24 protein-coding genes are annotated in these 21,568 nt (G+C 63.1%); 8 read left to right on the top strand and 16 right to left on the bottom strand.

The window, feature by feature from the left end; all coding sequences use genetic code 11:
- Positions 1-141 precede the first annotated feature (141 nt).
- The 3 genes from IVB29_RS37805 (at position 142) to IVB29_RS37795 (ending at position 3,880) form a co-directional block, all read left to right on the top strand.
- Positions 142-1,923, top strand: a complete 1,782-nt coding sequence (locus IVB29_RS37805) for a NirA family protein (protein ID WP_247508514.1) — start codon at positions 142-144, stop codon at positions 1,921-1,923.
- A complete protein-coding gene (locus IVB29_RS37800) occupies positions 1,920-3,527 on the top strand; it encodes a sulfite reductase subunit alpha (RefSeq protein ID WP_247508513.1) in 1,608 nt (535 codons plus the stop codon). Before IVB29_RS37805 ends, IVB29_RS37800 begins: the two co-directional genes overlap by 4 nt.
- 200 nt (positions 3,528-3,727) lie before the next feature.
- On the top strand, positions 3,728-3,880 hold the full coding sequence (locus tag IVB29_RS37795; RefSeq protein ID WP_247508512.1) for a hypothetical protein: 153 nt from the start codon (positions 3,728-3,730) through the stop codon (positions 3,878-3,880).
- A gap of 111 nt (positions 3,881-3,991) precedes the next feature.
- Here the strand turns inward: IVB29_RS37795 and IVB29_RS37790 are convergent, their stop codons facing one another.
- The 3 genes from IVB29_RS37790 to pxpB are packed head-to-tail and all read right to left on the bottom strand — an operon-like array spanning position 3,992 to position 6,556.
- The gene (locus IVB29_RS37790; RefSeq protein WP_247508511.1) at positions 3,992-4,759 is read right to left on the bottom strand and encodes a 5-oxoprolinase subunit PxpA; all 768 of its coding nucleotides are present in this window, start codon (positions 4,757-4,759) and stop codon (positions 3,992-3,994) included.
- A gap of 31 nt (positions 4,760-4,790) precedes the next feature.
- Positions 4,791-5,828 carry a biotin-dependent carboxyltransferase family protein gene (locus IVB29_RS37785; protein WP_247508510.1) on the bottom strand — a complete coding sequence of 346 codons (1,038 nt, stop codon included), beginning with the start codon at positions 5,826-5,828 and terminating at the stop codon, positions 4,791-4,793.
- Entirely contained in the window at positions 5,825-6,556 is a 732-nt protein-coding gene (gene pxpB / locus IVB29_RS37780; protein ID WP_247508509.1) for a 5-oxoprolinase subunit PxpB, read from the bottom strand. The genes IVB29_RS37785 and pxpB overlap by 4 nt, the downstream gene beginning before the upstream one ends.
- 244 nt (positions 6,557-6,800) lie before the next feature.
- On the opposite strand from pxpB, the gene IVB29_RS37775 reads away from it, so the two are divergent.
- A complete protein-coding gene (locus tag IVB29_RS37775; protein WP_247508508.1) occupies positions 6,801-7,499 on the top strand; it encodes a ribonuclease activity regulator RraA in 699 nt (232 codons plus the stop codon).
- Positions 7,500-7,522: 23 nt separating this feature from the next.
- Entirely contained in the window at positions 7,523-7,927 is a 405-nt protein-coding gene (locus IVB29_RS37770; protein ID WP_247508507.1) for a cupin domain-containing protein, read from the top strand.
- 144 nt (positions 7,928-8,071) lie between these two features.
- Here the strand turns inward: IVB29_RS37770 and IVB29_RS37765 are convergent, their stop codons facing one another.
- The 4 genes from IVB29_RS37765 to IVB29_RS37750 all read right to left on the bottom strand — a co-directional run bounded on the left by IVB29_RS37765 (position 8,072) and on the right by IVB29_RS37750 (position 10,982).
- Entirely contained in the window at positions 8,072-8,422 is a 351-nt protein-coding gene (locus IVB29_RS37765) for a hypothetical protein (protein ID WP_247508506.1), read from the bottom strand.
- A 181-nt stretch (positions 8,423-8,603) separates the two neighbouring features.
- Entirely contained in the window at positions 8,604-9,512 is a 909-nt protein-coding gene (locus IVB29_RS37760) for a DUF2147 domain-containing protein (RefSeq protein WP_247508505.1), read from the bottom strand.
- Between the two features lie 191 nt (positions 9,513-9,703).
- Positions 9,704-10,198, bottom strand: a complete 495-nt coding sequence (locus tag IVB29_RS37755) for a hypothetical protein (RefSeq protein ID WP_247508504.1) — start codon at positions 10,196-10,198, stop codon at positions 9,704-9,706.
- A 1-nt stretch (position 10,199) separates the two neighbouring features.
- On the bottom strand, positions 10,200-10,982 hold the full coding sequence (locus IVB29_RS37750; protein ID WP_247508503.1) for a transporter substrate-binding domain-containing protein: 783 nt from the start codon (positions 10,980-10,982) through the stop codon (positions 10,200-10,202).
- A 126-nt stretch (positions 10,983-11,108) separates the two neighbouring features.
- Between IVB29_RS37750 and IVB29_RS37745 the strand changes: the two genes are divergently transcribed.
- Positions 11,109-11,606, top strand: a complete 498-nt coding sequence (locus IVB29_RS37745; RefSeq protein ID WP_247508614.1) for a DUF1993 domain-containing protein — start codon at positions 11,109-11,111, stop codon at positions 11,604-11,606.
- On the opposite strand, the gene IVB29_RS37740 is transcribed toward IVB29_RS37745, so the two are convergent.
- From IVB29_RS37740 to IVB29_RS37725, 4 genes are all read right to left on the bottom strand, one after another.
- Positions 11,607-12,101: a hypothetical protein gene (locus tag IVB29_RS37740; protein WP_247508502.1), complete on the bottom strand. Its 495-nt coding sequence runs from the start codon at positions 12,099-12,101 to the stop codon at positions 11,607-11,609.
- Between the two features lie 283 nt (positions 12,102-12,384).
- Positions 12,385-12,846: a hypothetical protein gene (locus tag IVB29_RS37735; RefSeq protein WP_247508501.1), complete on the bottom strand. Its 462-nt coding sequence runs from the start codon at positions 12,844-12,846 to the stop codon at positions 12,385-12,387.
- A gap of 7 nt (positions 12,847-12,853) precedes the next feature.
- On the bottom strand, positions 12,854-13,123 hold the full coding sequence (locus IVB29_RS37730; RefSeq protein ID WP_247508500.1) for a hypothetical protein: 270 nt from the start codon (positions 13,121-13,123) through the stop codon (positions 12,854-12,856).
- Positions 13,123-13,446, bottom strand: a complete 324-nt coding sequence (locus IVB29_RS37725; RefSeq protein ID WP_247508499.1) for a hypothetical protein — start codon at positions 13,444-13,446, stop codon at positions 13,123-13,125. Before IVB29_RS37725 ends, IVB29_RS37730 begins: the two co-directional genes overlap by 1 nt.
- A 359-nt stretch (positions 13,447-13,805) precedes the next feature.
- On the opposite strand from IVB29_RS37725, the gene IVB29_RS37720 reads away from it, so the two are divergent.
- Complete coding sequence (locus IVB29_RS37720; protein ID WP_247508498.1) at positions 13,806-14,000, top strand: hypothetical protein; 195 nt, start codon at positions 13,806-13,808, stop codon at positions 13,998-14,000.
- Between the two features lie 835 nt (positions 14,001-14,835).
- Here the strand turns inward: IVB29_RS37720 and IVB29_RS37715 are convergent.
- The 5 genes from IVB29_RS37715 to IVB29_RS37695 form a co-directional block, all read right to left on the bottom strand.
- Entirely contained in the window at positions 14,836-15,825 is a 990-nt protein-coding gene (locus IVB29_RS37715; RefSeq protein WP_247508497.1) for a hydroxyacid dehydrogenase, read from the bottom strand.
- A gap of 34 nt (positions 15,826-15,859) precedes the next feature.
- Positions 15,860-16,960, bottom strand: coding sequence for a sn-glycerol-3-phosphate ABC transporter ATP-binding protein UgpC (gene ugpC, locus IVB29_RS37710; RefSeq protein WP_247508496.1), 1,101 nt, complete (start codon positions 16,958-16,960; stop codon positions 15,860-15,862).
- Positions 16,961-16,966: 6 nt separating this feature from the next.
- The gene (locus IVB29_RS37705) at positions 16,967-17,878 is read right to left on the bottom strand and encodes a carbohydrate ABC transporter permease (RefSeq protein ID WP_247508495.1); all 912 of its coding nucleotides are present in this window, start codon (positions 17,876-17,878) and stop codon (positions 16,967-16,969) included.
- Positions 17,878-18,816: a sugar ABC transporter permease gene (locus IVB29_RS37700; RefSeq protein WP_247508494.1), complete on the bottom strand. Its 939-nt coding sequence runs from the start codon at positions 18,814-18,816 to the stop codon at positions 17,878-17,880. Before IVB29_RS37700 ends, IVB29_RS37705 begins: the two co-directional genes overlap by 1 nt.
- Before the next feature lie 133 nt (positions 18,817-18,949).
- Positions 18,950-20,290, bottom strand: coding sequence for an extracellular solute-binding protein (locus tag IVB29_RS37695; protein ID WP_247508493.1), 1,341 nt, complete (start codon positions 20,288-20,290; stop codon positions 18,950-18,952).
- A gap of 486 nt (positions 20,291-20,776) precedes the next feature.
- On the opposite strand from IVB29_RS37695, the gene IVB29_RS37690 reads away from it, so the two are divergent.
- A partial coding sequence (locus IVB29_RS37690) for a Spy/CpxP family protein refolding chaperone (RefSeq protein WP_247508492.1) occupies positions 20,777-21,568 on the top strand: 792 nt, incomplete at its 3' end.

Below are 21,568 nucleotides of genomic sequence, written 5' to 3'. Positions count from 1 at the left end.
GCTGCGCCAAGTCCCACAGCAACGAAGCTGATTGGACCGTTGGGTAGCGAAGCTGGCGTAAGCCGCCAGCCGAGTGCCTCGCGGGTCGCACAATTTTCCGTCGATCCCACCCAGGTGGACGCAGGAGCTTCGTTACCGACCATGAAACTCGAAACAGTCTCAGTCGACTTCACCGACGAGCAGAAACGCTATCTCGAAGGTTTTACGACCGGCCTGCAGATCAGCCGCGTGGGGCGCGGTCTCGGTGGCGGCGCCGGCAAGGCGGACGCCGAGCCTGTTGGTCCCGACGCCGTGCACATCAGGGCGCAGGACAAGGTCATCGCGTCCGGCAAGAAGCTCAACGACCAGGAGAAGTTCAAGCGCGACGAGCATCCGTTCGATGCCTATCCGCGTCTGCGCCAGCAGGCGCTCGACAACGCGCCGCCAAGCCCCGCCGACAATTTTCGCTGGCGCTACTACGGCATCTTCTACGTCGCGCCGGCGCAGGATTCCTACATGTGCCGCCTGCGCATCCCGAACGGCATCATGAAGCACTGGCAGCTGTCCGGCCTTGCCGATCTCGCCGACGAATTGTGCGGCCCCTACAGCCACGCCACCACGCGCGCCAACCTCCAGCTTCGCGAGATCCCGCCGAAGAACGCGATTCTGCTGATCGAGGGCATCCAGGACCTCGGCCTGTGCTCGCGCGGCTCCGGCGCCGACAACATCCGCAACGTCACGGGGACGCCGACGGCAGGCATCGATCCGCAGGAACTGATCGACACGCGGCCGTATGCGCGCGAGTGGCACTACCACATCCTCAACGACCGCACGCTTTACGGCCTGCCGCGCAAGTTCAACGTCGCCTTCGACGGCGCCGGCAAGGTTGCAGTGCTGGAGGAAACCAACGACATCGCGTTTACGGCTTTTGAGGTGAAGGACGGGTTCGGCGTCGAGCCCGGCATCTGGTTTCGCCTCGGTCTCGGCGGCATCACCGGGCACAAGGATTTTGCAAAGTACTCCAACATCATCGTCAAGCCGGAGCACGCGACTGCCGTCGCCGACATGATCGTGCGCGTGTTCATCGAACATGGTGACCGCACCAACCGCAACAAGGCGCGGCTGAAATACGTGCTCGACGCCATGGGTCATGACGGTTTCCTCAAGCTGGTCGAGGAGCGGCTGAAGACGCCGTTCACCCGCGTGCCGGAGGAAGCGTTTCTGCCGCGGCCTGCCGCCGACCGCATGGCGCATATCGGCGTGCACAAGCAGAAGCAGGACGGCCTGAACTGGATCGGCGTGTCGCTGACGCTCGGCAAGATCAGCTGCGATCAGATGCGGGGCCTGGCCAAGGTCGCGCAGGACCTCGGCGACGGCGAGATCCGCCTGACTGTCTGGCAGAACCTGCTGATCTCAGGCGTGCGCGACGAGAATGTCGAACTCGCCATTGCCGCGATCAAGCAGATCGGGCTCGCGGTCGAGGCCTCGCACATCCGCGCCGGCCTGATTGCCTGCACCGGCAATGCCGGCTGCCGCTTCGCCGCTTCCAACACCAAGCGCAATGCTGCCGAGATCGGTGACTGGTGCGAGCCGCGCGTCGCCATGGACAAGCCGGTCAACATCCATGTCACTGGCTGTCACCATTCCTGCGCGCAGCATTACATCAGCGACATCGGCCTGATCGGCGCACGCGTGCCGATCAACGAGGATGACACGGTGGAGGGTTATCACCTCTTCACCGGCGGCGGGTTCGGCCCCGATGCCGATGTCGGGCAGGAGGTCTATCACGACCTCAAGGCCGAAGACGCGCCGAAGACCGTCGAAGGACTGCTCAAGGCCTATATCGCCCATCGCTCGTCTCCCGACGAATCCTTCCTGTCCTTTGCGCGCCGCCATGACGGCGAGACGCTGCGCAAGCTTGCCGATGCACAGGTGTCCGCATGAACCAGATCACGCCTCCGCCGAAACTCGACATCATTCCCGCCAGCGCGCCGTTCTCCGACGCGCAGCGCTCCTGGCTCAACGGCTTCTTTGCCGGGCTGCTGTCGCCCGATGTCGCAACGCCACTGTCGGCGGAGCAGGGCGCCGCCGTCATGCAAGCCGGAGACGGCGACGACGGTGAAGCGCCATGGCACGACCAGACCATGCCGATCGCCGATCGGATGAAGCTCGCCGAAGGCCGTCCCGTGCGCCGCAAGATGATGGCGGCGATGGCGCAGCAGGATTGCGGGCAGTGCGGCTACAATTGCAACGACTATTCGGAGGCGATTGCGGGCCGCAGCGAAGCGCGGCTCAACCTGTGCGTCCCCGGCGGCAAGGAAACCGCGCGGATGCTGAAGTCGCTGTACGAAGACCTCGACAAGGCGCCGGCGGCCAAGGCGGCTGACAAGCAGGACGCGGTGGCGGCTCCCGCCGTCACGGTGACGATCGCCGAGCCCGGCCGTTCGCGCGACAACCCTGTTGCCGCGACCTTCCTGTCGCGCCGCCTTCTCAACAAGGGGAAGTCGGAGAAGGAAACCTATCACGTCGAGTTCGATCTCTCCGAGAGCAAGCTCGATTACGTCGTCGGCGACAGTTTTGGCGTGTTCGCGCGCAACGAAATCGGCCTCGCCGATCAGATCATCGCACTGCTCGGCGCCTCCCACACCACGCAGGTCAGAGGCAAGACGCTGCGGCAGGTGTTGATCGACGACGTCTCGCTGTCGCCGGCGCCGGACACGCTGTTCGAGCTGCTCTCCTTCATCACCGGCGGCGCGCAGCGCGAGAAGGCGCGGGCGCTGGCGCAGGGCGAGGATCCCGATGGCGACGCCGCGACGCTCGACGTGATGGCAGCGCTCCAGAAATTTTCGGGCACGCGGCCGCATCCCGAAGCCTTCGTCGAGGCGCTGGAGCCGCTCCAGCCGCGGCTCTATTCGATCTCCTCGTCGCACAATGCGACGCCTGGAAAGCTGTCGCTGACGGTCGACTCGGTGCGTTACGTCATCGGCAAGCGCAAGCGCCTCGGCGTTGCCTCGACGTTCCTCGGCGAGCGCATCAACGAGGGCGAGAAGCTCAAGGTCTATGTGCAGAAGGCGCACGGCTTCGGCCTGCCGCAGGATCCGAAGATTCCCATCATCATGATCGGCCCCGGCACCGGCATCGCGCCGTTCCGCGCCTTCCTGCACGACCGCAAGGCGACGGGCGCGCCCGGCAAGAACTGGCTGTTCTTCGGCCACCAGCGCAGCGATTGCGACTTCTTCTACCAGGACGAACTCAACGCCATGAAGACGTCGGGTCAGTTGACGCGACTGTCGCTGGCCTGGTCGCGCGACGGCGACAAGAAGTTTTATGTGCAGGACCGCATGCGCGAGGTCGGCCGCGAATTGTGGACGTGGCTCGCCGAGGGCGCGCATCTCTACATCTGCGGCGATGCCAAGCGCATGGCCAAGGACGTCGAGCGCGCGCTGGTCGATATCGTCGCCCAGTTCGGGGCGCGTTCGACGGATGAGGCCGTCAGTTTCGTCGCCGAGCTCAAGAAGACCGGCCGCTTCCAGGCTGACGTCTACTGACTGTCACGCCACTGTCATCCGGGCCGGTTCCAGCTGACTCAGATCTTAACGAATAAGATTCTCGGAACCGGCGGACGGAGAGAATTTGTACCTGCGATGCGGCGTCTTCAGAGGACCCGCGTCGCTATTTGCGCCGGACTCTTGCCTGACACCCCAGTCGATCCCTCATAATCCCGCAAATGGGGCGTTGGAGATCGACCATGCGCGAACTATCGGCGGAAGCCAGGCTGCACATCTACGCGCGCTCGCTCTCGCGTCGGACCGGGGCGAGCATGAACCACGTCGCGCTCTACAGCGCCTTCGCCGTCATCGCCGCGATCGTGTTCGGCACGCTCTCGGTGCATCCGTTCTAACGAAATTCGTAGGGTGGGTTAGCGAAGGCGTAACCCACCAACTTCGTCCGGCATTCACTGAAGCATGGTGGATTACGCTTCGCTAATCCACCCTACGGCACCTCGTGTGCCTTACCCGCGCTTGAACGGCGCGACTTCGATCCCGGCATCCTTCAAAGCCTGACGCAAGGTCCGCGCGATATCGACCGCGCCGTGGGTATCGCCGTGGATGCACACCGTATCCGTGCGCATCTTGATGACCTTTCCCGTCACCGAGACCACCGCGCCGTCCTGCACCATGCGCACGACGCGATCGGCGATCGCCTTGGCGTCGTGCAGCACCGCGCCGGGCTTCTTGCGCGAGACGAGATTGCCGTCGTCCTCATAAGCACGGTCGGCGAATACCTCGTGCACCAGCGCCAGATTGGCGTCCTCGCCGGCCTTCACCAGTTTCGAATTGGCGAGCACGACGAAGATCAGGCTCGGGTCGACCGCCCTGATGCCGGCGGCGATCGCCTTGGCCGTCATGTCGTCCTCGCAGGCGACGTTGGAGAGCGCGCCATGCGCCTTCACATGCGTGACCTTGTGGCCCGCCGCGGTCGCGATCGCTTGAAGTGCGCCGATCTGATAGGCGACGAGGTTCTCGATCTCGGAGGCCTTGAGGCCCGCGATCGGATGCCGGCCGAAACCGTGCAGGTCGCGGTAGCCGGGATGGGCGCCGACCGAGACGCCGCGCGCTTTCGCGAGCTCCACCGTCCGGCGCATGATGTCGGGGTCCCCGGCATGGAATCCGCAGGCGACGTTGACCGAGCTTGCAAGGTCGATCATGGCGGCGTCGTTGCCCATCTCCCACGCGCCAAAACCTTCGCCGAGGTCGCAATTGAGATCGACTGTCTTCATGGTTGCTCTCCGCCTCTGGTCTTCTCGTCGTTTACGGCTCCGCCACGACCTGCCAGGTCCCGGCGTCCACGGCGCTGACCGCATAACCCGCGACGTTAGCATCGCTGAGCGCCTCGATGTTGAGCTCGACGGTGTCGGAGGAGCGCAGGCGATCGGACAGGCCCTGGATCATTTGCGCAAACTTGCGCGCCTCGTCCTGCGCCTCGGCCATAGTGACGGCCTTGAAACGGAAGGCCGTTCCCGCCGTGGTCTGCGCGAGACGTCCAACATCGGCCGTGATCACGGTTGCGATCTTGGGATAACCGCCGGAGGTGCCGCGGTCCATCATCAGCGCAATCGGCGAGCCGTTGCCGGGCACCTGGATGCTGCCGTTGACGGTGCCGTCGGAGACGATGTTGTGGCCGTGCAGATGTTTGATCGCGGGGCCCTCGAGCCGGTAGCCCATGCGGTCGGAGGTCGCCGAGATCTTCCACTCGCTGTCGAGGAACAGCGCCTTGTTGGCGTCGTCGAACTCGTCGTCCTGCGGCCCAAGCAGCACGCGGATCGGGCCCGCCGAAGGCTTCGGCAATTCGATCCGCAACTCCGGCGCGCCGCTGGCGGCATCGACGGTGAATTCGTCGCCGGCCTGGAGCGGGCGCGGGTAGGGGCTGCCGAGGCCCGCGCGGGCATTCACCGCGAGGCTGCCAAACACCAGCTCGCCTTTGATCCCGCCTTCGATCGCGAGATAAGTGAACGCACCGCCGCGGGCAAAGCCCAGCGTCAGCGTCTCGCCGTCCTTCAGCGTCACCGATGTGTCCAGCGCCACGGGTTTGCCGGCGATATCGGCATTACGTGGCGCGCCGGCGATGGCGACGCGCACGGCGCCGTCCTTGGCCGTGAACGTGGCGCCGAACGGGCCGATCTCGACCACGGCTGCGAATGGCTCGTTGCCGACCAGCGTGTTCGCAGCCGCCAGCGACAGGCGGTCCATCGCTCCGCTGACCGTCAGCCCGTAACGCTGCGCGCCGAACCGGCCGCCGTCCTGGACGGAGCTTGCAGGACCGATGTTGGCAATGACGAGCCGGCTCATGCGGTCACCTGTTCGGCCACGATCTCGCCGGCCTCGGCGGCGCGGTCGAGTTCCTCGAAGGTCTTGTGGTCGATGGCGAAAAACGTCACGCGATCACCGGGTTCGGTGAGGAAGGTCGGATTCCGGTGGAGCTGATAGGTTCTGACCGGTGTGCGGCCGAGCAGGTGCCAGCCGCTCGGGGCGGCCAGGCACTGGATGCCGGCCTGGATGCCGCCGATCGAGATCGTGCCTGCGGGCGTGAAGAGGCGCGGGCTTTGCCGCCGCGACATGTGCAGGGACTTGTCGAGGCCGCTGAGATAGGACCAGCCCGGGGTGAAGCCGATCATGGCGACCCGATAGTCGCCCCCGGCGTGACGGGCGACGATGTCGTCGGGCGTGGTGTTCAACGCCTTGGCGACGTCCTCCAGATCGATGCCGTGCTCGCCGCCATAGGCAACGGGAATCCGCCAGCGCCGTGCTTTCGTGGCGGGGGGCAGCGGCTGGATTGCGGTCGGAAGCAGCTTTTCGCCGAGCGCGTCAAAGCCAATCTTGCCGGGATCGTAGTGCACCAGCAGCGAGCGATAGGTCGGGACAGTTTCGGTGATGCCGTCGATGGGACTTGCCGCGAGCGCCTTGTCGAGCGCGAGCACGCGCTCGTTGGCGGCGTCGTCGATGGTGCGGCTGAACTCGACCGTGACGGCGCTGTCGCCACTGGGCAGAAGGCGGGGCGGGGGAAGCGTCGCGGCCATGAGCTGTCGAAACGGGCCTTGAGGAATGCGGGCTCGACCTTGAGTGCCGCTTTGTCCCTGCTTCGCGTAAATGCGCCCGCAAGTCCAATAAATTAATGCTGGGGCAAACGATAAAGCCTTGTTATCGCGTCGCATAACAGCCCGGCGGACCTGCGTTATTGGCGGCCTATTGGCCCTTGACGCAAAGGCTGCGGCTCGCAAGATGCGCACGTTCTTTCCCGCACCTCGGAGCTCGTTCTCGTCCATGTCGCTGTCCCCCGAAGCCCGCAAGACCCTCGCCGGCATCACCACCGCCACCATCACCACGGTCCTGCTGAAGAAGGGCCTGCGCAACATCTGGATGCGCGGCGCGCGTCCGCTGCGTCCGGGCATGCCGCGGCTGGTGGGACCGGCCTTCACCCTGCGCTTCGTGCCGGCGCGCGAGGATCTGGCGACGCCGGAATCCTGGTCGTCGCCGATCTCGACCCGCACCGCGATCGAGGCCATGCCGGAAGGCTGCATCGCCGTGGTCGATGCCATGGGCATCACCGATGCCGGCATTTTCGGCGACATCCTCTGCGCTCGCATGATGAAGCGCGGCGTCACTGCGCTCGTCACCGACGGCGTGGTGCGTGACGTCGAGGGCACGCTCGGCACCAACCTGCCGGTGTGGTGCGACGGCTATGCCGCGCCGCCTTCCGTGGCGGGCCTCACCTTCGTTGGTTGGGGCGAGCCGATCGGCTGCGGCGGCGTCGCCGTATTCCCGAACGACATCGTCGTCGCCGACCAGGACGGCTGCGTGCTGATCCCGCAGGCGATGCTCGACCACGTCCTCAACGAGGGCGTCGAGCAGGAACGGATGGAAGCCTGGATCGTCAACGAGGTGAACAACGGCGCCGCGCTGCCGGGCCTTTATCCCATGAATGCCGAAACCAAGGCGCGCTACGCCGCCAGCAAGAAGTAACAAGACAACAAGCGAGGATACCCATGGAAATTACCGTCGCAGGCACGCGGCCGACCCGCCGCGCGCCCAAGGAACACTTCACCGGCACCGTCTTGCAGGACCCCGTCATCATGGCGCCCGCGCCGGCACGGCTGAACTGCTCGCGCGTCTCGTTCGAGCCCGGCGCGCGCACCAACTGGCATCACCATCCGCTCGGGCAGACGCTCTACGTGATTTCGGGGGTTGGCCGCGTCCAGACCAAGGGCGGGCCGGTCCAGGAAATCCGTCCCGGCGACACCGTCTGGATTCCGCCGGGCGAGCTGCACTGGCACGGCGGGTCGCCGACCAACGGCATGTGCCACATCGCCATGCAGGAAGCGCTCGACGGCGTGTTCTCGACCTGGCTCGAGCCGGTGACGGACGCGGAATACGGCGCGGCGTTGGGCTAACCCTCTCGTGTCCCGGACAAGACGCATCGCCGTAAGGCGATGCGTTGCCGGTCTGGGATCCAGAGAGTTGGGAACACGAAAACTGCTGGGTCCCCGCTCAGCGGCGCAGCGTTACACACTGCACCGCGTCCGGGACACGAAACCTCACATCCGCTCAGCGGTCCACGTTCCCGTGCACATGGTGCCGCGCCAAGTGCCGGAGCCGGAAGTGCCGCTGAGCCGGCCGAAGCCGACCGCGCGCTTGATGCCGGTGCTCAGAGTGACGTTGATGCTGCCGGCATCGGCCACGCGGCCGGACGCTGTCACCATCGCATTGCTCGACGCGATCTGACCGTTGTTGATGCCGATCGAGACGGTCGAGCCGTTGCCGCAGGTCTCGCTCGACGACGAGATGCGAACATTCCACGCGCCGTCGAAGGTGCTGGCGTTCGCCTGTGCTGCCGGCAACGCGATGGCGACGATGGTGGCGAAGAGACCTTTGCGAAAGCTGTTCATGACACGCCCCTTGGGTTGACCATGCGGGGATCGTGACATGGGCGTGGACCCCGCGATGTGAGGACTGTCACGCGCACACGGGTCTGTGTGAGGTGGCGCACCGTGCAATGACGCAGCGACCAAAAGCAAAGGGGCCCGGATCACGGGCCCCTTGTCTCGGTCGGAATGTCGAAGCCTGAACTCAGTTCACCCGCGTCCAGGTCTGGCCGCCGCAGAACATGCCGCCGAAGGCACAGCCCTGCACGCGCAGCCGGTCGGTGCCCTTCAGCGTGACTGTGGAGTCATAGGTCGAGCCGGTGTTGGGATCGAGGATGCGGCCGGACCATTTCTGGTCCTTGTTCTGATCCTTGCCGGGCTTCATGTTGATCAGGACCTGCTCGCCGTTCTGGTTCGATTTGCTGTCGACCGAATAGCCGCAGAGATTGTTGCCGCACTGTTCGATGCGAACCTTGCCTTCCTTTTCCTCGGTGAGCCAGACGCCGAGCGGGGAATTGGGATCGCGCGCGGTGGCCGCTGCCGGAGCCGGCGGGGCAACTGCGGCTGCCTGGACGGGGGCAGGCGCCGGAGCCGGGGCTGGTGGAAGCGGCGGCGCCGGGGGCGCGGCGGCCACGGCCGGGGCCGGCGGCGGAGGCGGTGCGGGCGGTACCGCGGCTACTGTCGGGGCGGCACTTGGGGCCGGTTGAGGCGGCGGCACAAGCGCGTCTTCAGCCGGTGCATTGTTTGCAGTGGCGGCCGGAAGTGTTGGCGCGGCGGGAGGCGCTACGGCCGCGGGAGCCTGGACAGGGGCCGGCTCGGCTGCTGCAGGCACGGCGACAGGTGCCGGCGCGGGATTGGCTGGCGGCTGCGGGTCAGCCTTGGCCTGTTGAGGTGCCTGCGGGTCCGCTTTCGGAGTGCCCTTGCTATCGTTCTTGGCGTCGCTCTTGGCCTTCTTGGCTTTGCCCTGGCCGGTGTTGTCGTAGACGCCGGGGATCGACACCGTGCCGCGGTCGGGATCGATCCGGATGGTGCGTCCGCCATAGTCGAAGCTGTACTGCGCTTGCGCAGCGGTGCTCGCCAAAAGGAATGCGGCCGTGGCCAACAGCTTCCTCATTTCGCATCTCCTGAACAGGTGGTCCCCGCACCGACGCATACGCCCCGGTTCGATCGCAGAAAGTGATCTAGATCACTGTTGTCCGTATGAGTCGTCGTCCCTCCGGTTCGGGTTCAATAACTGTGAACTCGGTCCAGAGTTGGACCGGGCGGTCCGGTGCGACCAGCCGCCGCGAGGGGAGCTCCACCCGGCTACTTCTCCGGACAGCCCGAGTCCGCGGCCTGCTCGGCACGGGCGAGGGCGGCCTCGTTGGCCTTGTCGGCGTGGATCTCGACCGCACCAAAGAGGCAGGCCTTCTCGCCATTGATCGCGAAAACCGAGAGTTCCTGGATTTCGCGCTCATTGTCATCCGGCCGGCGCCAGGTTCGGATCACGGCGGCCTTCGGGACATCGGAGCGCACGATCCATTGCACCTTGTCGCCGAAGGCCTTGCCGGCGCCGCGCCATTGCGCCGTCGGTCCCTGCACCTTCTCGATCGAGCGCCTTGGCGCGATCGTGAGCGAGACGATGTTGCCTTCGTCGGTGAAGCGCACGACGTAGCCGGCCGGTCCAGGGCAGGTCCACAGGCTAAATTCAGCCTTGGATTGGTCCTTGCAACCCGGCCCGCTCGCGGGCGTGAAAATGGGCTGTCCGAACGCGCTGCCGGCAATTGCGAGCGCGGCCGCGAGCACCAATTTCTTCCGCATCTCAGTCGAACCAGGCGGCGTAGATCTTCCTGTAGCTGCCGTCCTCCATCGAGATGTGCAGCCATTGGTCGACGAAGGCCTTGAGCGCCATGTCGCGCTGGAGCCAGTAGGCCTTCTCGGAGAAGTCGAACGGCTTTTCGGGATGCACTGCGCAGAGCACCCCTTGATGCTGCTTCTGCTGGTAGCGGGTCTCGGAGGCGTCCGTCATCATCAGATCGGCGTTGCCCTTGGCGATCTCGTCGAAGATCACGGTGTTGTCGGAGAACACGGTGATCTCGGCATCCTTGACGTTGGCGCGCGCAAAACGTTCGTTGGTGCCGCCGGGATTGACGATGACACGGGTGCCCTTCTTGTCGATGTCGGCGATGCTCTGGTATTTGCCGACGTCGGCGCAGCGCGCGATCGGCGTCTTGCCCTCGCGCATGATCGGCATCGTGAAGTAGCCCTTCTTCTGCCGGTCGAGCGTGACCGAGACGCCGCCCATGGCGATGTCGAATTGGTCGGCCTCAAAGTCCTTCATCAGCTTTGGCCAGGCCGTCGGCACGTATTCGACCTTGACGCCGAGCGCCTTGCCGAGCGCTTCGGCCATGTCGACGTCGAAGCCAGAGAACTGTTGCGTAGCCTTGTCCAGATAGGTGAAGGGCTTGTAGTCGCCGGTCATGCCGACGCGCAAGCTGCCGCGCTTCATGATGTCGTCGAGGCGCGAGGACGCCGCCTGCTGCGCGTGGGCTGAAAGGCTTGCCAGCAACACCACGGCCAAAGCCGCCAAGATTCGAACGGTCATTCGAACGATCATCTCTTCTCCACCCAAGCCCGAGCTGTCATTGTGCAGCACTTGAGACCTGGATTTAGACCAGATGCCCGCCGCTGGCGAGGCGGAATTGAAGGGAATTGTAACGTGACGATCTCGATGTACGAGGCCTCGGTGGGCCTCTTCGTGCCTTACCTGCGCAACATGTCGGTCCTGCTCGACAAGGGCGTCGCCTATGCCGAGACCCGCAAGTTCGACCCGAACGTCCTGCTGGGCATGCGCATGGCGCCGAACATGTATGATCTGGCGCAGCAGATCGGCGAGGCCTGCCGCCACGCCACCGTCGCGCCGGCCCTGCTGGCGCAGTGCGAGCCGGTGGCACTGCCGGCGCTGGAGCACGACATGGCCGGGCTCCAAGCGCGGATTGCGACGTCGATCGAGTTCATTGAAAGCCTGCCGCGCGCCGAGATCGATGCGTCAGCGGAGCTGAAGGTCTTCTTCAGGCTCAAGAATGGGACCGAGCTGCCCTTTACCGGGCGGACGCTGCTGCTCACCAACAGCGTCCCGCAGTTCTTCTTTCACGTCACGACGGCCTACGATTTGTTGCGGCACGCAGGCGTCGAGCTCGTGAAGAAGGACTTTCTCGGGCGCAAGTAATTACGCTTCGCCCTTGCGCTCGTAATCGGCGAGCGAGCTGCGGCCGGAAATCTCGCTGCGCAGCAGCTCGAAGCGACGATGTGCCTCGTCCGCGTGCGTATCGGCGAAATGGACGGCGGCCTCGCTCGTCATGGGGCCGCTGACCACGGGCGCGGATTGCTCGCCGATGGTCTCGTGGACATAGTACTGGCCGTCGTCGCCGTGATGGACCGTCCATTTGAGGCGGATCGCCACCATGGGGCCGGGGCCGAGCTTGCTGTAACCGTCGGCATCGGTATGCTCAGGCACCAGTGGCTGCTCATCGACCACGGGATGCTCGTGCTCGTCGACCACCGAATGCTCGTCGGCGACCAGATGCTCCTCGGTGACATGCTCATCAGTGACCGCCGTCTCGGTCTCAGCCTCGCTGTCACGAACGACGAGAGCGGGCTCGGGGTGCTCCAAAATGCTGGCGATGGTCGCCAGCGCATGGTCGGTCGGGTCGATCTCTGACAAGGGTCCATCCTCCAGCTCGACGCGGCCGGCAAGTCTGTCCCACTGCCGCCGCGGCCAGACTTATTACGCGGGTTTGATTAAGGCTGAGTTGGGGCTCGATCTGCACCAAAATGGGACGCATTCTGGCGTTCCGAAGGCGGGTGCCAAGCATGATCCGGAGCCAAAGGGTCGCGTTAGCGCAAAGTACGCAGCGGTTTTCCGGAAAGATCAATCAAGAGTTCATTGACTGATCGACAGGATCCTTGGGCCTCTCTCGGATATAGACCAACGAGGTAGGTATCGCTCAGATCGAGACATGATCTGTTGGCAACGGCGGCTCCCCAGATTTTGCCAGAGCGTCCATATCTATCCCGTTGAATTGCGCCAAGGCGTTGTAGGCTCGGTGAAGTGCGTCGTGGATTGAATCGAGATCGTTCCACATGATCGTCCTGCCTTCGTCGGAGTTCCGCCGAAAATTGTGCTGACGGTAAAAGGTGTGGAAGAGCCGGTTGCGCACACCAAGCGCGATGGAAAGCAGTTTCTCCAGATCGGGTGGCAATGGGTCCACCCCCTTCAACAACTGGCCGAGGGTGGATCGATCGATCTTGTCGAGAATCTCGCGAGCAGCCTCCGGATCAGGACTGCTTATCAGACCTCTATCGGTCGCACGGCTCAATAGGAGCATATTGCCGAGTTGAGTCTCTAAAAGCGCCACCGCTTCTGCGACGGTGCCGAACTTTTGGTAGACCTCGTCCAGAGATGGCATGAGAGCCTCAGTTGGAGCCAAAGAACCTTTGAGATGCGTCGCGTGCTCGCTTTGCCATCGCTTCCGCTTCCTCCATTACGCAGGCTCGAAATTCCGCGCCCTCGAAGGAGCCGCAGAGCGTGCAGATGTTGTTGACGCGCTCGGGCGTACGGAACTTGATAGCCCAACCGGGGACGCGCTGATCAATGGCTGCTTCGATATAGCCGCGGTTGCACGAGGCGGCATTAGCCGCGGTGGCGAATAGCAAGACGATCGCGATGAAACCGAACCGCAACATCACGCGACCCAGTTCGTGGGCTTGTACTGGAACTTGAGGAGCCTCTTCTTCGCCTTGGCAACCTCTTCCTCCGTGAACAACAAACTCCATTTCTCGCTTTCGGTCACGACCGCCTCCACTGTCAGATCCAGCCTACCGCGCAGGTAGAGGGCCGTGTAGCCGTCCGACTCCTTCGGGGCATTGATCAACGTCTTGGCGGTCGTCATGCCGTCCGTATCGGTGAGCATTTGCAGAAAGATGTTGGCGCTGTAGTTCGCCTCGTCCTTGGCGCGCCGATAGATATCGAACATTGCCTTGTCGAAAGCGGTATTGCGGTTGGTCATGGTGAGCCTCGATGGGACCTTGGCAAGGGTTGCCCTTTTTGGGCCGCAAACATCAGAGATTGTAAGGACACAAATGGCTCAGCGGAAGCAGGCAGTGCATCCAACTGCATGACCAGGGACGATTGGCGACCTTGGCGGTGGCGAACGCCTCGCTGACTATTTGGAGTACGTGTTCATGTTGTATTTATTGCAACCCCTGACGCTGATGCTGAACGTCGAAAAGAGCCAGGAACGTTGGAGTTTCTGCTTCCAGCTCAAAGTAGGCTAAAGCATTCAAGTGGCGCCCCTGGTGGGCGCCCTTGGCTTTTTTAGAGCACCTCCCATGTATGCCTTTCCTAAGCACGCGAAGGGAGCTAGAGATGCCAGTGAGCAATATTGGACCATTCGTTCTGGATCGGCAGGACGAGGTTGATGACTACCTCGAACAACTCCTTGAAAAACCTCAGTACCGTTCGATTGATGAGGTGGAGCATAGGGCACAGACCTTGATCAAGGACGCCAGTCTCCGAAGCTACTTCATTTCTAAAGGTCGGGAGATGCTCGCAACACCGTAGTCCCCATAGGGTGCTGCCTAGAGGTGGCTTGGCGGGCCTCCAAACTTGGACAACAGATGACCAATCTCGGCGTCGTAGTCTGATGTCCAGGTTTCGCTGTGGTAGCGGTCGGGCGTCGAGTATATCGAGGACAAGTAGTCGTGCCAGCGGACCGTCTTAATCCGATCACTTGGGGGCTCACGGTTGACCGTCCGGAAGTCCTCCTTCTCAGTTCCTTGCTCCGAGCCCCTCAGCGTCAGGTGCCCTTCCGTCCACTCGTTGCTCGCTGACATAGCCGTCGTCTCCCTAAATGTCGGAGACGGACACATATGGTTAGCTTGCAACCTTCGCTAGTCTGACGAATCTCTGAGAAGGCATAGTGCACACAGTCGTGCGCTCATTATTCTTTCGGATCAAAATCTCGATCCGGCGGGCGTCAAGCCCGCCCGGGGCCGTCAAATTGCAACCGTTGCAAATTCGTTCGCGGTGAGCGATTGCCATGCCACATCTCGACGCATCGGGTTTCAGCGATCCGCGGCAGTGGATGGCGTTTCGGATTGGAGGCCGACCCTCATGGCAATTTTGGATGATATCGCACAACGCCTGCACCGAGACTTCCATCGATCAGGGGCCAGCTCCCTTTCCAGAGAGCAGACGTTAGAGCTCCTGGAACTCGTCAAGGAAATCGCCATGCAAGTCGAGCATGACATTCGCCAGCGATCAGTTGACCGGTCTGAATAGGTGTCCCCAACCTGATGCAGGATCACGTCGATCAGTGCGCCAAGCAACCCTCCCCCGGGGAAGTCGTCGTCTTCAAAAAATGGGGTAAATCAGTTATTATTCAAGAGTTTATTGTCTATCTGAAAACGTCCTGATTGATGATGTTCTGCCGGATCGGATCGCCATCCAGCACACTCAGGATGTTGCGCGCGGTCTGCTCGCTCATGCGGATCACCGCCTCGACGGTGACGCCCGCGACATGCGGGGCCATGATGACGTTGGGCAGCGCGAACAGCGCGTTGCTGACCGGCGGCGGCTCCACCTCGAACACGTCGATGCCGGCACCAGCGAGCTTGCCGGACGTCAGCGCGTCGTACAGCGCCGCTTCCTTCACGATGCCGCCGCGCGCGGTGTTGATCAGATAGGATTTCGGCTTCATCCGGCCGATCCTGTCAGCGTCGAACAGGCCGATCGTCTCCGGCGTCTTCGGGCAGTGGATGGTGACGAAATCGGCGTTGGGCAGTGCGGCGTCGAGATCGGCGACGGGCTCGCATCCGGCGGCCTTGATGTCGGCGGCGGGTTTGTAGGGATCGTAGACCTGCACCTTCATCTCCATCGCCTGGCAGCGCTTGGCGGTGCGGGTGCCGATGCGGCCGAAGCCGATGATCAGCACGGTCTTGCCGTAGAGATCGAACGGCAGCATGCCGAGCCGGTTGGCCCATTGGCCGTCCTTGACGCAGGCGTGCATCTCATTTGCGCGCTTGGCCAGCGTCAGCATCATGAACAGCGCCTGCTCGGCCACCGAGGGCGAGTTGGCGCTGCCTGCGACCATCAGCGGCACCTTGCGACGGGAGAGGGCAGGCACGTCGACGGCGTCGTAACCGACACCGATGCGGGTCACCACCTTCATGTCCCCGGACGCTTCGAGCTCGGTCTCGCCGAAGGCGGTGGCGCCGAGCGCCACGCCATGGACCGGCGCATGGCTCTTCAGCAGGGCCTCAAAATCCTTGGCCGAGATCAGGTTGGGAAATTCGACGAGCTCGATATCATCCCGCTGGGTGAGAAGGGCGCGTGCCCCTTGCGACAAAGTTTGTGTAACGAAAATCTTCTTCTTGTTGGTCGCCATCGTCCCCTGCCTGCGCGAGTTTCTTGGACCGGCATCACAACACGGCGCCGGTTGCCTCGTTTAGCAGGTGCATGTTGTTGAGGTCCATCGCCAAACGCATGGGAGCCCCGTCCGCAGCGCCTGCGTTGGGATCGACGCGGCCGCAGACAGGCGTGCCCTCGAGCCCGAAATAGACCAGGGTCTCCATCCCCATCGGCTCGGTGACGTCGAGCACGGTGTCGAAGCTCTCGACGCCCGGCCCAAGATGCGCGTGCGACTCGGTGAGATGCTCGGGCCGGATGCCGAGCAGCAGCTTCTCGCTGCGCGGCAGCGCGTTGTAGCGGGCGGCGCGCGCCGGCGGCAGCGCGAAGGCGATGCGATCGGTGAGGCGGATCTGAAGCGCGCCGCCGAAATCCTCAAGCCGGCATGGGATGAAATTCATCGCGGGCGAGCCGATGAAGCCGGCGACGAAGCGCGTCGCCGGCTTGTGATAGAGCTCGTTCGGCGTACCGATCTGCTCGATGCGGCCCTTGTTCATCACGACGACGCGGTCGGCCAATGTCATCGCCTCGACCTGATCGTGGGTGACGTAGACCGTGGTGGTGCGTACCTTCTGGTGCACCTTCTTGATCTCGATCCGCATCTGCACCCGCAGTTTTGCGTCGAGATTGGATAGCGGCTCGTCGAACAGGAAAACCTTTGGATTGCGAACGATGGCGCGCCCCATCGCGACGCGCTGGCGCTGGCCGCCGGAGAGTTGTTTTGGCTTGCGGTCGATCAAATCGGTGATGTCCAGGAGCCGGGCGGCTTCCGTCACCCGCGCCTTGATCTCGGCCTTGGGATAGTGCTTCAGGCGCAGCCCGAACGACATGTTTTCCGCGACCGTCATGTGCGGGTAGAGCGCGTAATTCTGGAACACCATCGCGATGTCGCGATCCTTCGGCGGCACGTCGTTGACGACGTCGCCGCCGATCATGATGTCGCCGTCGGTGATATCCTCGAGCCCTGCGATCATGCGCAACGTGGTCGACTTGCCGCAACCGGAGGGGCCGACCAGAACGATGAACTCATGGTCGGAGATATCGAGATCGATGCCGCGGACGGCTTCGACATCGTCGTAACGCTTGACCACCTTCCGCAATGCAACGTCAGCCATGAGGTCTCAACCCTTTGTCGCGCCGGCGGTCAGGCCGGCAATGTAATAGTCCATCAGGAAGGCATAGATGATCAGCGGCGGGGCGGCACCGAGCAGCGCACCGGTCATGATCTGCCCCCAGTTGAAGACGTCGCCCTTGATCAGCGTCGTGGTGATGCCGACCGGCAGCACCAGCTGGTCGATGGATGTGGTGAACACCAGGGGATAGAGGAACTGCGCCCAGGATACCGTGAAGGCGAAGATGGTCGCTGCGATTAGGCCGGGCAGGGCGACGGGAATGAAAATCCGCGTCAGCGTCTGGAGCCAGGAGGCGCCGTCGATGAGAGCAGCCTCGTCCAGCTCCTTCGGGATCGACGCGAAATAGCCGATCATGATCCAGGTGCAGAACGGCACGGTCAGCGTCGGATAGATGAACACCAGCACGTACCAGCGGTTGAGCAGGGGGATGCCGGTGAACTCCTGGACGGTCGCGAGCACCTTGAACAGCGGAATGAACAGCAGGCTGTCCGGAATGAGATAAGTGAGGAACACGCCGGTCGCGAGCGTCGCCGATCCCCAGAACTTCATCCGCGCAAGCGCGAATGCCGCGGGGATGCTGATCAACATCGTCACGATCACGACCACGATCGAGATAATCGAGGAATTCCAGAAGAAGCGCAGGAACTGGTTCGATGTCAGGAGCTCGACATAGTTCGACAGCGTCGGGTGAAATACCCACCACGGATTGGTCGCCGCCGAAATCTCGGCGCTGCTCTTCAGCGAGGTGATCAGCATGTAGACCGGCGGGATCAGGAAGAAAATCGCAAACAGCACCAGGAAGAAGTAGGACCAGCGCAGCGCCCAGGTGCGGTCCCGGCTCATGCTTCGAAGCTTGACTTTGCGTGTCGGTCCGGCCTTGTCGATTGAGAGCGTGCTCATCAGGCTTCGTTCCCACGTTTGTTGACATCGCGCAGGATGAAGACCGCTGCGACGGCGAGGATCGGCACCATGAACAGCGAGACGCAGGCGCCGAGCGGAATGTCGCTGCTCTGGATGCCGACCTGGAACGCCCAGGTGGCGAACAGATGCGTCCGGTCCAGCGGACCGCCGGAGGTGAGGATGCGCACGATGTCGAAATTGGCGAAAGTGACGATCAGCGAGAACAGCGTGGTGATGGCGATGATGTTGCGCATCATCGGCAAGGTGATGTGCCAGATCTTCTGCCACCAATTGGCGCCGTCGATCGCTGCGGCTTCATAGAGCTGGTCGGGCACCGATTTCAGCGCGGCCAGGTACATGATCAGGAAGAATGGCGCGCCGTACCAGACGTTGACGAGGATGACGGAGAAACGCGCCCAGAAGGTGTCACCGAGCCAGGGGATCGGACCGACGCCGAAGAACGAGAGCGTATAATTGAAGGCGCTATAGGAGGGATCGAACAGCCACAGCCACGCCAGCGTGCTCATCGCCGGCGGGATCACCCAGGGCACCAGCAGCATGCCGCGCCATTTCCGCTGCTTTTTGCCGGGAATGTTGTGGACGAAATGCGCGACGATGAAACCGATCAGCGCCTTGAAGACCACGGCGGTAATCGCAAAAATGCAGGACTGCCTCACCACCATCCAGAACGTTTCGCGCTTGAACAGGAAGGTGAAATTGCTGAGGCCGACGAACTTCGTCATCGCCTTGTTCAGCGTCGCCAGGTAGACCGAATAGAAGGCGGGATAGAGCACGAGCAGGGCGATCAGGAGGATCAGCGGCAGCGTCAGGAAGAACGCTACGGTTGATTTCCGTCCCATTGCATTGCGCAGGCTCGCCCGTTTGCGCGGGCTCGCGGTACGAGCGAGACGGCCTTGCTCAACGACGACATCGGCCATGAATTTAGCCTCTTCAGAACATGTGGAACGGCGAAGCCGGCGCAGCTGTCGGCTTCATTCGTCGAGCGGATCGGGCGAAGGGTGCCTCGGCGGCTCACGCGTGAAGCGTGAACCGCCATGGCACATACCCGGCTCAGGTCCGCATGAAGCCTTCGCACTCGCCTTCGGCCCAGGCGAGCGCCGTCTCCAGCTTCTCTCCTTGCGCAAAGCGCAGCGCCATCTTGGTCAGCGTCGCCTGGAAGTAGATCTGCTGGGCGATCTTCGGCGGCGCCGGCGACGCGGCGATCGACAGGGTCTGACGATGGTAGGGATCCGGATAGTGGAAGAGCGTGCCCTTCGGCGGCCCTTCCTCGGCCCAGGTCTTGAACTTCGTCATGTTCGCGTAGGCCGGAAGATCATATCCGCCGCTTACCGCGACAAACTTTTCAATCGCCGCGGGCGAGGACAGATGGACGAGCAGGCTCTTGGCCGCCTCCTTGTTCTTGCCGAAGCTCCAGACGCCCCAGAAATAGGGCAGGAACGGCGCGAAGCGTCCCTTCGGCCCGGCCGGGAAGCCATGCGTCCAGCATTGCTCGGCGACCTGCGGCGCATCGCGCTTGGCGACCGCCCAGGCGCTCGGTGGGTTCATGATCATCGCGCCGCGGCCCGAGATCAGCCATTTGTTGTTGGAGGCGTCATCCCAGGAGGGCGCATCGGTCGGCAACACGGCGATCAGCTTCTTGTAGAACTCGAGTGCCTGCCGCACCGCGTCGGTCTTGACGGTGACGTCGCCCTTGGCATTGACGAGTTCGGCGCCAAACGACTGGAAGATTGCACCCGCGGTGTCGACGCTGTCGGTGGTCTCGCCGAGACCGATGCCGAAGGGGAAGCCGGCCTTCTGACAAGCTTCCGCCGCCTTCAGGAACGTCTCCAACGTCCAGTTGTCATCTTTCGGCGGGCTGCCGGCCGGATACATCTCCTGCACGTCGATACCGGCGTGCTTCTTGATCAGGTCAATACGCGAGCAAGGGCCCTTGATCTGGCTCCCCGGCGTCGCGGGCACTGCGAGCCATTTGCCGCCCGACTGTCCGAGATATTTGACGGTGTCGTTCACCTCGCCGTTCTGCTTGATGAGCGGCTCCATGACATCATTGAGCGGTTCGAGATTCTCCGAATAGGCGTGCGGCCACCAGCTCGGCATCTGAAGAATGTCGTGACCCGACTTGGCCTGGGCTTCGGCCGCCGCGGTGAGCTCGATCTTCTTGTTGTTGCTGGTGATGTAGTCGATGGAAACCTCGACCTTCTCCTTCTCGCCCCATTCCTTGACGAGGGCGGTGGAGGCATCGTTGGCGCCGGGCACCCAGTGGTCCCAGAAGCCGATCGAGAGTTTGCCGGCGGCGTAGGCGCCTCGGACATAGGGCGCTGCGATCAGCGCCGTGGACGACATTGCAGTGGCAGCCACAAATTGACGTCGCGTCAGTGTCTTGCGTGACATCTCGTTTCCTCGCTTGGGTGTTTTATTGTTCTGGTGTTTCCTCTGGCATTTCGGAGTTTTTGTTTTTGATTTTCTCGTTCGGAGTTTCTTCTTGGCGCCGTCGCCCCGGCGGCAAATCGCGCGAGGCGCAGCAAATTGGTAGCGCGATCAGATCATGATTGATCGCCTCTGTCGAGAAATCCGAATGGCGACCGTCTAGAACTAACGTTGTGCCTGAAACCGCGGCAGCGCCTCGCGCGTCCTGCGCCGGACGTGAACCGCGTTCGTCTCTTTTGCGATGCACACATCGCGAGAGCCGAGGAACAATCCGTGCGCAATTACGCCGCAGTTTCGAATAAGCCTGCATAACCGCTTCGCGCGAAAGACTTTTCGGGCGTGGACAGCGATCGACTGCGTCTGGACCTCGAAGCGGCGGAAACGATAGAGTTGCAACCGACGGGTGGCTCCCACCCCAACAGGCCAATCAGATCGATGATGGAGACCAGAATGATCAACCCGCTGCCGCCAGCGCGGCTTCACCTGCGGCGATGGCTCGCGCTGGGGTCCGTGGTGGGGCTGCTGCTCGGCGCAGCCGCGGTCGCGCATGCTCAGGGCCTCGTCAAAGGCGTGCAGGATGGCGCCGCAGCCGGCAACAAGGCGGCTGGCCCCGTCGGCGGCGTGCTGGGCGGCGCGATCGGCGGCGTGGTCGGTGTCTTCACCGGCGTGCTCGGCGTCAACAACAACAGCGGCAACCAGGCGGCGCCGGCCGCCAAAGATGCCAACAAGGATGCGAGCAAGGATGCCGGCAAGGATTCCAAGCAGCCGGGCGCCGGCAAGGACAAGGACGCCAAAAGCGCCAAGGAAAACGCCAAAGCGGGCAAGGGCGCCAAGGCGACCAAGGAAGCCAAGAACGCGCCGCAGGAGAGCAAGGACGTCCCCGTCCTCACCCAGACCGGCGCGCCGCAACAGACCGCCGAGCAGATCGTTGCCAACAGCGATTCCTATATCGAGCGGATCAAGACGGAGTTGAACCTCACGCCCGATCAGGAGAAGCACTGGTTCGGCTTCTCGAGCGCCATGCACTACCTGGGACACAATGGTGCAGAGCGGCTCAACCTGCGGGTTACCCGTGCCAAGCGGGATCCGCCTGACGATATCATCGAGCAGATGCGCAACGAATCGCAGTTCCTGATCGACCGCGCCGCCGACCAGCGCAATGTCGCCGACGCCGCCGAGCCGCTTTTTTCGAGTCTCGATGACAAGCAGAAGCAGGTCTTCATCCAGGAGATGGTGCGCCTC

The organism is Bradyrhizobium sp. 1, assembly GCF_023073315.1.
Taxonomy (GTDB): Bacteria; Pseudomonadota; Alphaproteobacteria; order Rhizobiales; family Xanthobacteraceae; genus Bradyrhizobium.
Note: the sequence above shows the minus strand (reverse complement) of the source record. Positions and strands in the feature narration are given on the sequence as shown.